General features: G+C 49.0%; 13 protein-coding genes. 4 read left to right on the forward strand and 9 right to left on the reverse strand.

The genetic code is table 11. From position 1 onward, the window contains the following. Positions 1-26 precede the first annotated feature (26 nt). Genes HWI92_RS23260 through galE form a run of 4 tightly spaced genes read right to left on the reverse strand, consistent with a single transcriptional unit; the run spans position 27 to position 3,678 of the window. Complete coding sequence (locus HWI92_RS23260) at positions 27-671, reverse strand: O-methyltransferase (RefSeq protein WP_204659784.1); 645 nt, start codon at positions 669-671, stop codon at positions 27-29. Positions 672-710: 39 nt separating this feature from the next. Next, a complete protein-coding gene (gene rfbA / locus HWI92_RS23265; protein ID WP_204659786.1) occupies positions 711-1,577 on the reverse strand; it encodes a glucose-1-phosphate thymidylyltransferase RfbA in 867 nt (288 codons plus the stop codon). A 29-nt stretch (positions 1,578-1,606) separates the two neighbouring features. Continuing rightward, the gene (rfbB, locus tag HWI92_RS23270) at positions 1,607-2,662 is read right to left on the reverse strand and encodes a dTDP-glucose 4,6-dehydratase (RefSeq protein WP_204659787.1); all 1,056 of its coding nucleotides are present in this window, start codon (positions 2,660-2,662) and stop codon (positions 1,607-1,609) included. Further along, on the reverse strand, positions 2,659-3,678 hold the full coding sequence (galE, locus tag HWI92_RS23275) for a UDP-glucose 4-epimerase GalE (RefSeq protein ID WP_204659789.1): 1,020 nt from the start codon (positions 3,676-3,678) through the stop codon (positions 2,659-2,661). The genes rfbB and galE overlap by 4 nt, the downstream gene beginning before the upstream one ends. A gap of 210 nt (positions 3,679-3,888) precedes the next feature. Between galE and HWI92_RS23280 the strand changes: the two genes are divergently transcribed. Beyond that, positions 3,889-4,737 carry a transglutaminase-like domain-containing protein gene (locus HWI92_RS23280; protein WP_204659791.1) on the forward strand — a complete coding sequence of 283 codons (849 nt, stop codon included), beginning with the start codon at positions 3,889-3,891 and terminating at the stop codon, positions 4,735-4,737. Positions 4,738-4,740: 3 nt separating this feature from the next. Here HWI92_RS23280 and HWI92_RS23285 read toward each other — a convergent pair whose 3' ends face one another. Next, positions 4,741-5,370 (reverse strand): 4'-phosphopantetheinyl transferase family protein, encoded by a 630-nt coding sequence (locus tag HWI92_RS23285; protein ID WP_204659793.1) that lies wholly within the window; start codon positions 5,368-5,370, stop codon positions 4,741-4,743. A 93-nt stretch (positions 5,371-5,463) separates the two neighbouring features. Here HWI92_RS23285 and HWI92_RS23290 point away from each other — a divergent pair, with 93 nt between their 5' ends. From HWI92_RS23290 to folB, 3 genes are all read left to right on the forward strand, one after another. Then, complete coding sequence (locus HWI92_RS23290) at positions 5,464-6,363, forward strand: WD40 repeat domain-containing protein (protein WP_204659795.1); 900 nt, start codon at positions 5,464-5,466, stop codon at positions 6,361-6,363. 105 nt (positions 6,364-6,468) lie between these two features. Beyond that, entirely contained in the window at positions 6,469-7,473 is a 1,005-nt protein-coding gene (locus HWI92_RS23295; protein WP_204659797.1) for a DivIVA domain-containing protein, read from the forward strand. A gap of 6 nt (positions 7,474-7,479) precedes the next feature. Then, a complete protein-coding gene (gene folB / locus HWI92_RS23300) occupies positions 7,480-7,830 on the forward strand; it encodes a dihydroneopterin aldolase (protein ID WP_204659799.1) in 351 nt (116 codons plus the stop codon). A gap of 270 nt (positions 7,831-8,100) precedes the next feature. Here folB and HWI92_RS23305 read toward each other — a convergent pair whose 3' ends face one another. The 4 genes from HWI92_RS23305 to HWI92_RS23320 all read right to left on the reverse strand — a co-directional run bounded on the left by HWI92_RS23305 (position 8,101) and on the right by HWI92_RS23320 (position 13,183). After that, positions 8,101-9,312: a saccharopine dehydrogenase family protein gene (locus tag HWI92_RS23305; RefSeq protein ID WP_204659801.1), complete on the reverse strand. Its 1,212-nt coding sequence runs from the start codon at positions 9,310-9,312 to the stop codon at positions 8,101-8,103. Between the two features lie 90 nt (positions 9,313-9,402). Then, on the reverse strand, positions 9,403-10,767 hold the full coding sequence (locus tag HWI92_RS23310) for an alkaline phosphatase family protein (protein WP_204659803.1): 1,365 nt from the start codon (positions 10,765-10,767) through the stop codon (positions 9,403-9,405). Then, positions 10,760-11,962 carry a metabolite traffic protein EboE gene (gene eboE, locus HWI92_RS23315; protein ID WP_204659805.1) on the reverse strand — a complete coding sequence of 401 codons (1,203 nt, stop codon included), beginning with the start codon at positions 11,960-11,962 and terminating at the stop codon, positions 10,760-10,762. Before eboE ends, HWI92_RS23310 begins: the two co-directional genes overlap by 8 nt. A 42-nt stretch (positions 11,963-12,004) precedes the next feature. Next, positions 12,005-13,183 (reverse strand): 3-dehydroquinate synthase, encoded by a 1,179-nt coding sequence (locus HWI92_RS23320; RefSeq protein ID WP_204659807.1) that lies wholly within the window; start codon positions 13,181-13,183, stop codon positions 12,005-12,007. Positions 13,184-13,289: the final 106 nt, after the last annotated feature.

Consider the following 13,289-nt stretch of genomic DNA (forward strand, 5'->3'; position numbering starts at 1 on the left):
TAGGTACTTGGCTGTAAGTTTTTCTATTATAGTTTTTGTACGATCATCAGACCGTCGCGAACGGGCAGCAGGATGTTGGATACCCTCGGATCGTCCTGGATCATCTTGTTGAAATCCACCATAGATCGGGTATCCTTATCGGTTTTTCCGCTTTCTGCGGTGATCACCTTGCCGCTCCAGAGTACATTGTCGGCAATAAGAAAACCACCTTCGCGTACCTTGTCAAGGCAAAGATGGTAATAGTTGGCGTAATTTAACTTGTCCGCGTCGATAAAGACGATGTCGAAGAACCCGTCAAGGGTCGGAATGATGTCTGATGCATTCCCGATGCGGTAGTCGATCTGGTGCTTGTACGGAGACTGGTCGAAGTAGGAGCGGGTAAAGGTTTCGAGCTCTTCATTCACATCAATGGTAATCAGTTTCCCATTTTCAGTGAGTCCTTCACAAAGGCATAAAGCGGAGTAGCCGGTATAGGTGCCGATTTCGAGAACCCGCTCGGGACGTATCATCCTCGACATCATGGACAGCAATCTGCCCTGCAGGTGGCCTGAAAGCATGCGCGGACTGAGAATGCGGGCATAGGTCTCGCGGTTCAAAGACTTCAGCAGCTCACTTTCTTGATCCGTGTGGCGCACGGAATATTCCTCAATTTCCTCTGCCAGAAACTTCATTTTGATGATACTGTACCAAATATAATTTGATCAAGTTAATCAAATATTGGCAACGATGCGTTCCAGGTAAGTGCCGTAACCGCTTTTTACCAGTGGTTTGGCAATTTCACGCAATTGTTCTGCATTAATAAAGCCCATGCGATAGGCAATCTCCTCAATACAGCCGACCTTCTGTCCCTGCCGTTCTTCAATGACCTGTACAAATTGTCCCGCCTGCATCAGCGAAGTGAATGTTCCGGTATCCAGCCAGGCAGTACCCCGGTTAAGAACTCCCACTTTCAGCTTTCCTTTTTCAAGATACACACGGTTTACGTCCGTAATTTCAAGTTCGCCCCTGGGGGAAGGATCAATGGTTCTGGCAATTTCGACCACATCATTATCGTAAAAATAAAGACCTGGTACCGCATAGTTCGACTTCGGTTTTTCCGGCTTTTCTTCTATTGTCAGCACGGTATTGTCTTTGTCAAACTCCACCACGCCGTAACGTTCCGGATCATGAACCTGATATGCGAATATCACACCACCGTCGGGATCATTGTTGGATTGCAGCAGGCGTGACAGCCCGGATCCATAAAAGATGTTATCTCCCAGAATAAGCGCTACTTTATCATTTCCGATGAATTCTTCTCCAATAATAAAGGCCTGCGCAAGTCCGTCCGGGCTGGGTTGTACGGCATAGCTGAAAGAGCATCCGAGGCGACTGCCGTCTCCGAGCAGCTTTTCAAAATGCGGCAAATCATGCGGGGTGGATATGATCAGGATTTCCCGGATACCCGCCAGCATCAGAATGGACAGCGGGTAATAAATCATGGGCTTGTCGTAAACAGGCATCAGCTGCTTGCTGACAGCGAGGGTGAGGGGGTGCAGCCTCGTGCCGGAACCGCCGGCCAGAATAATTCCTTTCATGAATGCAGTGGTGTTAAAAATGGAGAAACTTACCGGTCAAGGTACATTTCGTCGTAGTATTTCTGGTATGTGCCTGAGGTGACGTTGTTGAGCCAGTCCTGGTTGGTGAGGTACCATTCTACAGTGCGTTCAAGACCTTCGGCAAACTGCAGGGAAGGTTTCCAGCCCAGTTCTTCCGACAGCTTGGTAGCGTCTATTGCGTAGCGCAAATCGTGTCCTGCACGGTCTGTGACATAAGTAATCAGCTTTTTGGATTCACCTTCGGGCCTGCCCAGTTTACGGTCCATGATGCTGCAGAGCAGATGCACAAGGTCAATGTTCTTCCATTCGTTATGCCCGCCGATATTGTAGGTTTCCCCGTTTACGCCTTTGTGGTAGATGACATCAATGGCGATTGCATGATCCTCGACAAACAGCCAGTCACGGATGTTTTCACCTTTTCCGTAAACAGGAAGCGGCTTCTGCTGGATGATGTTATGGATCATCAGCGGGATCAGCTTCTCAGGAAAGTGATTGGGACCGTAGTTGTTGGAACAGTTGGAAATGACCACCGGCAGCTTGTAGGTATTATGGTAAGCCCTTACAAAATGGTCGGATGATGCCTTGGAAGCTGAATAGGGCGACCGGGGATCGTATTTGGTAGTTTCAACAAAGAAAGTACCCGGATCATGCAGCTCTCCGTACACCTCATCTGTTGATACATGGTAAAATCTTTTATCAGAAAAATCGTCTTTCCATGCTTTTTTGGCCGCATTCAGCAGGTTAACAGTACCTACTACATTGGTCAGCACAAACGACATCGGATCCGAAATCGAGCGGTCCACGTGGCTTTCAGCAGCAAGGTGCACCACACCTGAAAAGTCGTGCTCTTCAAAAAGCCTGTCGATGAATGCAGCATCTACAATATCCCCTTTGACAAAGGTATAATTGGAAGCCTGCTCCACATCCCTCAGGTTTTCGAGGTTTCCAGCATAGGTAAGTGCGTCAAGATTGACAATGTGGTACTCGGGATGAAAGTTGACGAAACGGCGTACGACATGCGAGCCGATAAAACCAGCCCCTCCGGTGATCAGTATCTTTTTCATTTCTCGAAAGTTATCTTTTTCTGCCAGTTCCAGGCATCCCGCAGTGCCTCTGCAATGGATTTTTCGGCACGCCACTTCATCACATTGTTCACCTTGTCCGCCTGCGCGTAAATTTTCTCCACATCACCCGGCCTACGCGGTCCGATGGTATAATTAAGCTTCACGCCCGATACTTCTTCAAAAGTACTGATGAGCTGCAGAACCGTGTATCCCTCGCCGGTGCCGACATTGAATACATCATAATAATCCTGATCCGTTTGCTGGTCAAGCAGTTCCAATGCTTTTACGTGTGCCTTGGCCAGGTCGACCACATGGATAAAGTCACGCACACAGGTGCCATCGGGTGTATCATAATCGCTGCCGAAAACAGTAAGCGAAGGCCGTAAGCCCGCGGCGGTTTGCGTGATAAATGGTACCAGGTTGCTGGGCACACCATTAGGCAACTCACCGATCAGTGCAGACTCGTGTGCACCGATAGGATTGAAATAGCGGAGAGAAATGGCTTTCAGTCCCGGTTTGGAATGAACGTGGTCGCGGATAATATCTTCGGCGATGGCCTTGGTATTACCATAAGGCGAAGTAGCCGGTTGCCTTGGGGTACTTTCGGTCACCGGCAAATGCTCGGGCTGACCGTAAACGGTACAGGAAGATGAGAAAACAAAACTTTTCACATTAAACTCCTTAGCCGCACGCAGCAGCACAAGCAGTGAAATCAGGTTGTTTTCGTAGTAATTAAGCGGCTTCTCGACAGACTCGCCTACCGCTTTGTAGGCTGCAAAATGAATGACACCGTCAAACTGCTCTTTCCTGAACAGTTCCCTTACCTGCTCGGTGTCATTGCAGTCCATTTCATAAAATGGAAAGTCTTTGCCGGTGATTTTCCTGATACCTTCCAGAACTCCGTGATTGGAATTATAAAGGTTATCAATAATGACGGGTTCGAACCCCGCCTGATGCAACTCTACTACTGTGTGAGAACCTATAAATCCGGCTCCGCCGGTCACCAGAATTTTCATGCGCGCAAGCGTGGTAAAATTGTTTGTGGTATAGCAAGTAAGCGATAAAGTGGATAAAATCCTCGATGAAGCGGAAATTTTGACGCATTTTCGTCATAGGACTATCACGCTCGGTCGCATATTTTTATGGGCAAAAGTAGAAAATATGATGTCTATAAAAAAAATTTGTTTTTATTTAAACATTGGTTGTTAAACGAAGATTTGAGGAAAATGAACCAGCGAGAAATTAAAGCATTGATATCCCTGCTCGATGATGAGGACAACGAAGTAAGCCAGCATGTGGAGGGTAAAATCCTGTCGCTGGGAGGGAATGTGATCCCTTTTCTTGAAACGGAATGGGAGGAAAATTTTAACCCGATATTGCAGCGTAAGATTGAGGAACTGATTCATGAGTTGCAGCTGGGGATCATGATAGAGCGCCTGCAGGTATGGAAAAACGGGGGCGCACTCGATCTGCTGGAAGGTATGTGGATCATTGCGACCTACCATTACCCGGACCTTTCGCTCGATAAGCTGCGTACCACCGTCGAGCAGCTTTACTATGATATCTGGATACAGTTTCAGGAGGAGATGAATGCGGTGGACCAGGTCAAGCGCATTAACAGTATCTTTTTTGGAACAATGAATTTCTCGGCGAATACCAAGAATTTCCATTCGCCTACCAATTCCATGGTCAATGTTGTGCTTGAAAGCCGGCGCGGTAATCCCATTTCCCTGTGCGTGATTTACATGCTCGTAGCGCGGAAGCTGGGTATGCCTGTGTATGGTGTTAACCTGCCCAATTTGTTTGTGCTGACCTACAAGAGTGATCGTACGCAGTTTTATATCAATGTTTTCAACCGTGGAATCATCTTTTCCAAAACGGATATCGACCACTACATTGCCCAGCTCAACATCAAGCCAAAGGACATCTTTTATCAGCCGTGCTCCAATCTTGAAATTGTGCAGCGTGTATTGAGGAACCTGATCCTGTCGTACGAAAAAACAAGTGAGCAGGAAAAGATCAGCGAAATTGAGAAGATACTGAAAGCGACCCTCGACGAGGATATTGCAGACTAGCGGCTACAATGCAATTGCCAGGCAATGTCCGTCAAACCAGCGGAGGTGAATGTCTGATTTAATAATTGTCAGTTCGTCTGTGAGGATACCTTTCAGCTGCGGATGTTTACCGGTAAAAGGCTGGATGAAAATGGACTCCCGGAAACTCACCTTCTTTCTTCCATACATCTTGTACAAGGCCTCCTTGGCGCACCAGTACATGCATAGTGGCGATATCTCATCAGCCGCGTGGGCGTATTCAGAAGGAGAGAGGTACTTCCTGGACGTTCGTCGCAGTTTTTCGTCTTCCTTCTCCATATCAATGCCTACGGACGAAACAGGATTGATCGCTACGGCCACGAACTCGAAAGTATGGGTAATGGAAATGTGGGAGCTGTTATTGACAAGGTATGCCTTGCCGTGCTCATCTTTGTGCAGGCCCATGTAATCGATCCCGAATTGCTCTACCAGTGTTTTCACAAGCATCCGGCTGGCTAGCCACTCACGTCTTTTCTGCGGGTGTGAGATCAGGCCGAGCTCGTCGGAGTTGAAGGTGCTTCCCAGGCTTTTCCTTAGTACATCTTCCGTTTCGGTCAGTTTCCAGAGGAGCAGCGTACAATGCTCCCCGATCGTCTCCGAGTGAACGAGCGGCATATTTATTCTGTTAACAAATTCTATTTTTGACAACCGGCTGTCGTAAGTATCGGCTTGCCGGCTTTTTTTTACCCTTACTCACCCAATGAAGGCATGATTGTCCGCAAAGTAGATACTTTTTCCGGTCATAGAGACAGTGTTTACACAATTATTTCAGATCGTTCCGGGCAGGGTTTCTACTCGGCAGGAGCGGATGGTTACGTGATCCACTGGGATCTTACCCGGCCCGATCTCGGCAAGCTGGTGGCAAGAATCGGGGCGTCGGTTTACGCAATGTCCCTGCATCAGGAAGGCAATGCATTGTGGATCGGTCAGAACTATGAGGGAATCCAGGTGCTTGATCTTGAAAACAACAAAGTGGAGCGTACCGCCCGGATCACAAGTGCCGCTATTTTTGACATTAAGATACATGAAAACATAGCCCTGATCGCTTTGGGAGACGGGGTGATCGTGGTCATGGACATTCCATCGTTCGCTGTAAAAAAGCATATCAAAATTGCGGGTAAAAGTATCAGGTCACTGTCTGTCAATCCTTTGACGGGAGAGTTTGCGAGCGGGGACAGTGAGCATAATGTTCACATATTTGATCTTGCCGGTTTGACCCTGAAACGAACCATCCGCTCGCATACCAACTCCGTCTTTTCGGTTCAATACTCGAAAGATGGCCAGTACCTTTTTTCGGCCGGGCGTGACGCGCATCTCAAAATCTGGGACGTGGGGCAAGGGTACGAGGCCGCAGCAGACATACCGGCGCATATGTACGCAATCAACGATGTGAAATTCAGCCCGGACGGGACATTGTTTGCGACGTGCAGCATGGATAAGTCGGTGAAAGTGTGGGAAACATCTTCATTCAAGCTCAGGAAAATAATAGACCGGGCACGGCATGCAGGGCATGGAACCTCGGTGAACAAGCTCCTTTGGACAAGCTTTGAAAATCAGCTGATTTCGTGTAGCGACGACCGGATGATCTCGGTTTGGGAGGTACTTTGAGGGCGTACATATAATATGGTAATGTAGGTCGATACTTTGAAAAATGACACATATATCTTTAACTTACACCACCATTGCCAATTAAACCAAAGCAGATACCGCCCCATGAAAATTTCCGCAATCGACATACGCAAGCACACTTTTGAAAAGATTTTCAGAGGTTATGATCCGGACGAAGTTGATGCTTTCCTGAACTCGTTGTCGCAGGAATGGGAGCGGGTGTCCAGCGAAAACAACCTGCTCAAAATGCAGCTGGAATATGCGGAAAAAGAACTGGCCAAGCTGAAAGATATTGAATCGACCCTATTCAGGACGTTGAAAGCGGCAGAAGATACCAGCCGCATGATCGAGAAAGAGGCGAATGAGAATGCTGAGAAAAGGATAGAAGAGTCGCGGTTGGCGGCGAATGATCTGGTGGCTGAAGCGGAAAACAGGACCAACCGAATTGTTCAGGAGACCGAGGAAAAACTGAAACGCTTCAAGGATGACTTTGCGGCAGAAATCAGGGTGCAGGAGCGGGATTTCAAAGCAATCGAAAATTTCCGTGAAAACCTGATCGTGCAGCTTTCGTCCCTGGCCAACAGTACGATGGAAACGGTGGAAAGGTTTGAGCAGAAGTTTGATAAAGAGTCTGTGCTGAACCGGATGGAAGAGATCCGCAAGCACGTATCCGACATTGAATTGCCTAAAAAAGGAATAGCCCAAATGCCGGCCCCGGAACCAGCTGCGCCAGTGGCTGAAAACGAGACCGAAGAAGAAGTGCTGGTGGTGTTGAATGATGAAAAACCGGATATCATTTTTGATCTGCCCGAGGCAGAGCCGGAGATAGAAGACACTGAACCAGTAGCGGAAGAAATCCCGGAAGTTCCTGTGGAAGAGCCGGTATTTGCTGAACCTGTGGCCGAGTTTACGCCTGAGCCTGCTGTAAACGTAAGAGACGAAAAACCTGCAAGAACAGCCGCTGATGAGGCCAATGAAGCACTGGCCGAAATGCACCAGTCTGCCGAAAGAGCCCGGGTGACTTCTCCGGGAATCAACCGGCCGAGAACACCCGAAAGTACACCCGCCAGGAAGACAACCGGGGGCGGATCATTTTTTGACCAAATCTGACGCACTTTGGGAACGATCAGCCTTGAAGGACTGGAATTTTTTGCATACCACGGCTATTATCCGGAAGAGCAGCGTATCGGCAATAAGTACGCGCTCGATATTACCATTACCACTGATTTTATCAAAGCAGCACAGCACGACAGGCTGAGTGAAACCGTGAATTACGAGACGATCTATCAGATTGCCTCCAAAGTCATGCAGGAGCCTGCCAAGTTGCTGGAACATATCGGATTTACCGTCATTGAGCGTATCCGTGAGCATTACCCGCTCGTGGCAACGATTACGGTGAGAGTATCCAAGTTCAACCCGCCGGTAGGAGGCGTATGTACACGGGCGGTGATTACGATGGAAGGGTAGGTAGGTTTACAATTTTGAATAACATTCCTCTCCCTCTTTTATCACCCTGAGCTGTCACCCCTCTTCTGTCACCCTGAGCGCAGTCGAAGGGCAGACGCGGCAGCTAAAATGCTTTTCGAGCCAACCCTGGTGCAAAAAAATCTATAAAGTAACATGATCGCTAGTTCCCCCCCCTTCGACTGCGCTCAGGGTGACAGAAGAGGGTACAGCAGGTGATTAATACATTATAAAAGCAAAAAGCGGCCATCCGGCCGCTTTTTGCTTTTAATATCAATACTCATGCGGTAACTCCACATTTACCTGCTCGTTCCAGGGTAATCCGTGAACATTGAGTAGTTCCATAAACGGATCAGGGTTCAGCTCTTCCACGTTGTAAACGCCCGGCTTCATCCATTCTTCGTTGGTGAGCATCAGCATAGCACCGATCATGGCCGGTACGCCGGTTGTGTAGCTTACGGCCTGCGCACGTACTTCACGGTAGCATGCTGCATGGTCGCAGTTGTTCCATACATAATATGTTTTATCCTCACCATCCTTGATACCCTTGATCTGGCAGCCGATGGAGGTTTGTCCTGAATAATTTTCTCCCAGGCTGTCCGGTGCAGGCAGTACTGCTTTCAGGAATTCAAGCGGTACAATATCCTGTCCCTGGAATTTGATTGGCTTGATGCTGGTCATGCCCACATTTTCAAGCACATTCAGGTGGGTAATGTAAGCCTGCCCGAAGGTCATCCAGAAGCGTGCGCGTTTCAGGGTAGGGAAATTTTTAACCAGCGATTCGAGCTCTTCGTGGTAGAGCACATAACTTTCCTTGGGACCAATGCCCGGGTAGTCAATCGGCTTATGCACGGACATGGCAGGAATCTCGATCCACTCACCGTTTTCCCAGTAGCGGCCAGGCTGGGTAATTTCGCGTATGTTGATCTCAGGATTGAAGTTCGTGGCAAATGCCTTGCCATGATCACCTGCATTACAGTCAATGATATCCAGATAATGCAGCTCGTCGAAATGGTGCTTGTTTGCATAAGCTGTAAATACCTGCGTAACACCCGGGTCAAACCCACAGCCGAGTACTGCCATCAGGCCGGCCTCTTTGAAACGTTCCTGGTAGGCCCATTGCCAGCTGTACTCAAACTTGGCCACATCTTTGGGCTCGTAATTGGCGGTATCCAGGTAATGTACGCCCGTCGCCAGGCAGGCTTCCATAATGGTAAGATCCTGGTAAGGCAGCGCTACGTTAATCAGCATTTTAGGCTGAAAACGTTTGATGAGCAGGACAGTCTCCGATACAATATCTGCATCCACACGGGCAGTCTGAATGGTTACACCGTGCATTTCCTTGATTTCGGCTGCGATTTTATCACATTTAGCCTGTGTACGGCTGGCCAGCATGATTTCTGTGAAAACATGACTGTTCATGGCGCATTTGTGCGCAACCACGCTGCCTACACCTCCCGCTCCAATGATGAGTACCTTGGACATTTTCTTTGATTTTGTTGAATGGCAGGCCGGAGCAATCATGCGCAGGCCGGAATGATTTTCCGGCAAATATAGAATGAGCGCCTGGGTTTTCTACACCAGATGTTTCCAAATTACATCATAAACATCCGGCCCGAGAAGCTCGGATTTCTCCGCCGGCGTATCGGTGATACAAATGGGGTAGTATTGTTTTGGAACGTTAGGACTGCCGTGCGATCCTTTAACCAGTGTCGCATCCAGCGGAATGACGTCCATCAGGTAGCGGAAGCCGAGCAGCTTGCGGGCCAGCTTATAGCCTGCCCTTACCTTGATCAATGGATTTTTGGGGTCCATAAACATTTCTACCGGGTCGTATCCCGGCTTGCGGTGAATGTCTACCAGATGCGCATAATCAGGTGCTTTCTCATCATCCAGCCAGTAGTAATAGGTAAACCAGCTGTCGGGTTTGGCTACCACCACGATGTCGCCTGCGCGTTCATGCTCAATGTGGTATTCTTTTTGAGCTTCACGATCCAGGATCAGGTCAATGCCCGGGGTATTCTGCAATGCTTTGATCACCTGCTGTTTTACAGTTGGATCATTCAGGTAAATATGGGCAATCTGGTGATCGGCAGCGGCAAATGCTTTTGAAGCGCCTGCATCCAGCAACTCGTACCACCGTTCCGTACGGACGGATATCAGTCCTTCATTCCTTAAAATACGGTTGATATGAATCGGGTTACTCACCGGATTGATCCCGTACTCCGATAGCAGAATGATCTTCGCATTTTTGGATTCATAATATTTCACCAGATCAGCCACAACCGTATCAACTTCGTTCAACTCCTTGGAAATATTAGAGAAGTCCGGACCGAACTTTTGCAGGCAGTAATCCAGGTGCGGCAGGTAAATCAGCGTAAGGGTAGGGTCATGTTTTTTGTCCACCCAAACAGAAGCATCCGCAATCCATTTGGTAGACTTGATATTTGCATTGGGTCCCCAGAAGCTGAACAATGGAAACTGCCCGAGTTCCTTTTGCAGCTCGTCCCGCAAAGTAGCCGGATATGCATAGCAATCAGGCGCTTTTACGCCATCGGCATGGTACTGCGGCCGGGGCGTAACCGAGTAGTCGGCTGAGGAGTACATATTATACCACCAGAACATCTTGGAAACCGTAAAGGACGCGTCCACCTTGCGCGCAGCATCCCAGATTTTTTCACCCTGCACCAGCTTGTTGGACTGCTTCCAGAACTTCACTTCCGCATCGTCCCGGTCGTACCATCCATTGCCGACGATGCCGTTTTTGGAAGGCCAGGTGCCGGTTACGTATACACTTTGCGCAGTAGTAGTTACAGCGGGCAATACCGGCCTCACGGGTGTAAGATGTCTCTTTTTTACATATTCAGCCAAAAAAGGTGTATGCTCGCCGATCAGGTTTGCACTCAGGGCAACAATGTCTATGACTACGGTTTTATTCATGATTCAGAATTTGCTCTACCCATTGAAGCTCTCTTACGATAGATTCCCCAATCGGTTTTTGAATGTCTTCGGGCAGCACACCCCAGGTATAGGTTTCCACCTCCATGTAGGCTGAAAAAGGCTTCTGCTTCTGCAGTGCCAATGTTTTAACAATATCACCTTGTGTAGAGTCGAGTACCCCGTAGGATTGTATAAAAAGCGGCACATGGAAATGCACCCGCCACTCCTGCTGGTCTTCACTCCACCCTTCCAGGGCTTCGTTAAGATCCGGGTAGTGCGTAGTGGAACCATCATGCTCACGGGCCACTACCTGGTGCAGGTACACAGGTTCGTTAAAGGTTTCAATAGCCTTGCGTTTGATTTCTTTTTCCGAAGAAAAATCCACGCGCAAGGCAGAGCTCACCTGAATGCGTCCTACCTGAATGCCCGTTTCTTCCAGCTCCTGTATCAGTGTTTCCGGATCTTCGTAGCCTACCGCAGCGTGGCATATGTCGTAGCAGAGCTGAATATGTTTAAAGATCAGCTCCCTGGCTGCATCTTCCGAAACGCCGTACTTTTCTGTCAGGTAGGCGGTAGCTACGGGCAGCAAGGTCTTGCGATACCAGGTAATAAACTCACCAATGTTGTCCAGCAGGCCGTCGGGTTCGGGTTCAATGTCGAGGTGCATGAGCTGCCCCTTCTCTTTTTCAATGGAAATCAGCTCGTCCAGCAATTCCATGATATGCGACATGGCGGCACCTTCTGCTTCTTCCCGCTCTGCGGGCGTATTCCACCACAGCCGGTAGGACAGCGGGGGTGTTGAAACGCCACCATGCATTCCTTCGGGAAGCAGTTCAGATAAAATCCTGAAAAGCCTGATGGTATATTGGAGCCGGTCGCGGGTAGTCCAGTCGGGCGTATGCACATCGTCCTTAACCACCGTATTGTGAAAGCCTCCGTACGGAAAACCATTGATTACGAATACATACACATTCTGGGCGGCGAGCCATGTTTTGAATGCATCCATCACTGCCGGCCGGGAAAGTTCCAGGGAAGCTTCATTAGCCACGCGCAGGCCCAGCGCAAAGGGTTTGCCGGGCGCCAGCTGCTCGCGGATAAAAGGAATATTGTCCTGCAGGCTCTGGAAATGTTCAGCCCAGCTCTGACCCGGGTGAATGTTGCTGCAGTAAGTTAAATGTCCGTACTCGGTGTTCATAAGGGGTTCAGGAGCGCGCCTAGCAGGGTGCGTGCGGTTTTTTTAATGAAGAATGCGGGATTCTGTCAGCTGGGGTAGTGTTTCAAGATAGTCCACGGCCTGAGCGATCACCTCTGTATCGAGCTCGTGAACCTCTACTCCCTTACCGATCTTTTCCAGTAACATAATGGTAAGCTGGCCACCCAGGTGCTCTCTGAACTCCTGAATACCGTTTCTGAGGTTAATTTTATCGTTTTCTGACAGTCTTGGATGGTAAAGCTCAAAACCCAGCCTGGCAAGAACATCCAGGATGCGCTGCAAACCGGCTTCCGGAAGCATGTTGATTTTTGATGCATATACACAATCCAGTGCAATGCCGATCGCCACTGCCTCGCCATGACGTACCTCAAAGTTGGTCAGGTATTCCAGCTTGTGAGCAGCCCAGTGCCCGAAATCGAGCGGGCGGGAAGAACCGAATTCAAACGGATCACCACCCGCAATATGGTCTGTGTGCATTTCGGCACAGCGGTGAATGAGGTAGGCCATCGCCTCCTCGTCACGGCCTGCGAGTGCTGCAGTATGCTCTTCAATCCATTCAAAAAAAGCGGCATCCTTGATCAGCGCTACCTTGATCGCCTCTGCAATGCCGCTCCGCCAGTCACGGTCGTCGAGGGAGCGCAGAAAGGTAAGATCGTTGAACACCGCCACCGGTGGCGCAAATGTGCCCAGGAAGTTCTTTTTACCCTTGTAGTTAATGCTGTTTTTCACCCCTACACCGGAATCGTTCTGCGAAAGTACGGTAGTCGGAATCCGGATCAGCTTAATGCCCCGGTGCGATACGGCCGCGGCATAACCCACCAGGTCCAGCAAGGCACCACCGCCGATACCGATTACAAAGGAATGCCTGTCAATGCCGAACACGTCCACAGCTTTCACCAGTTTGTCAAACTGTGCAACATCGTTTTTGCACGCCTCTCCGCCCGGAACAGTGATGATCTCGGGGGCCAGCTGTATGTGGGGGATCAATGTTGCAAAATACTGGGAAAGCTCCCGTCCCAGTTCAGGATGATGTTCTGAAAAGCCTTCGTCCACCACTACGAGCGCCTTGCGCTGGAAGCCGGTTTCCGTATTTGTTTTTTCAAAAAATTGCTGAAGCAGGGGGTTGGAAAGGGAGAATAAATGCTGGGTGAAATACACAGCATAACTGTATTGTACTTGGAAGGTTTGCTCTATCGTCTGCATCGAAATCTACTTCACAGGTTTACCAAAAAATGAAACGTTGAAACGAGCTACGCTGAGACAGCCTTGCTCAGATCAAATTTACTTCTATATGACTTTGTATATGACT

The organism is Dyadobacter sandarakinus (assembly GCF_016894445.1).
Classification (GTDB): Bacteria; Bacteroidota; Bacteroidia; order Cytophagales; family Spirosomataceae; genus Dyadobacter; species Dyadobacter sandarakinus.

Bases quoted from the DNA above. Each gene is read 5' to 3' on its own strand.
- HWI92_RS23260 (WP_204659784.1), bottom strand. From the start codon at position 671: ATGAAGTTTCTGGCAGAGGAAATTGAGGAATATTCCGTGCGCCACACG.
- galE (WP_204659789.1), bottom strand. From the start codon at position 3,678: ATGAAAATTCTGGTGACCGGCGGAGCCGGATTTATAGGTTCTCACACA.
- HWI92_RS23290 (WP_204659795.1), top strand. From the start codon at position 5,464: ATGATTGTCCGCAAAGTAGATACTTTTTCCGGTCATAGAGACAGTGTT.
- HWI92_RS23305 (WP_204659801.1), bottom strand. From the start codon at position 9,312: ATGTCCAAGGTACTCATCATTGGAGCGGGAGGTGTAGGCAGCGTGGTT.
- HWI92_RS23280 (WP_204659791.1), top strand. From the start codon at position 3,889: ATGAACCAGCGAGAAATTAAAGCATTGATATCCCTGCTCGATGATGAG.
- HWI92_RS23285 (WP_204659793.1), bottom strand. From the start codon at position 5,370: ATGCCGCTCGTTCACTCGGAGACGATCGGGGAGCATTGTACGCTGCTC.
- rfbA (WP_204659786.1), bottom strand. From the start codon at position 1,577: ATGAAAGGAATTATTCTGGCCGGCGGTTCCGGCACGAGGCTGCACCCC.
- HWI92_RS23295 (WP_204659797.1), top strand. From the start codon at position 6,469: ATGAAAATTTCCGCAATCGACATACGCAAGCACACTTTTGAAAAGATT.
- HWI92_RS23310 (WP_204659803.1), bottom strand. From the start codon at position 10,767: ATGAATAAAACCGTAGTCATAGACATTGTTGCCCTGAGTGCAAACCTG.
- eboE (WP_204659805.1), bottom strand. From the start codon at position 11,962: ATGAACACCGAGTACGGACATTTAACTTACTGCAGCAACATTCACCCG.
- rfbB (WP_204659787.1), bottom strand. From the start codon at position 2,662: ATGAAAAAGATACTGATCACCGGAGGGGCTGGTTTTATCGGCTCGCAT.
- HWI92_RS23320 (WP_204659807.1), bottom strand. From the start codon at position 13,183: ATGCAGACGATAGAGCAAACCTTCCAAGTACAATACAGTTATGCTGTG.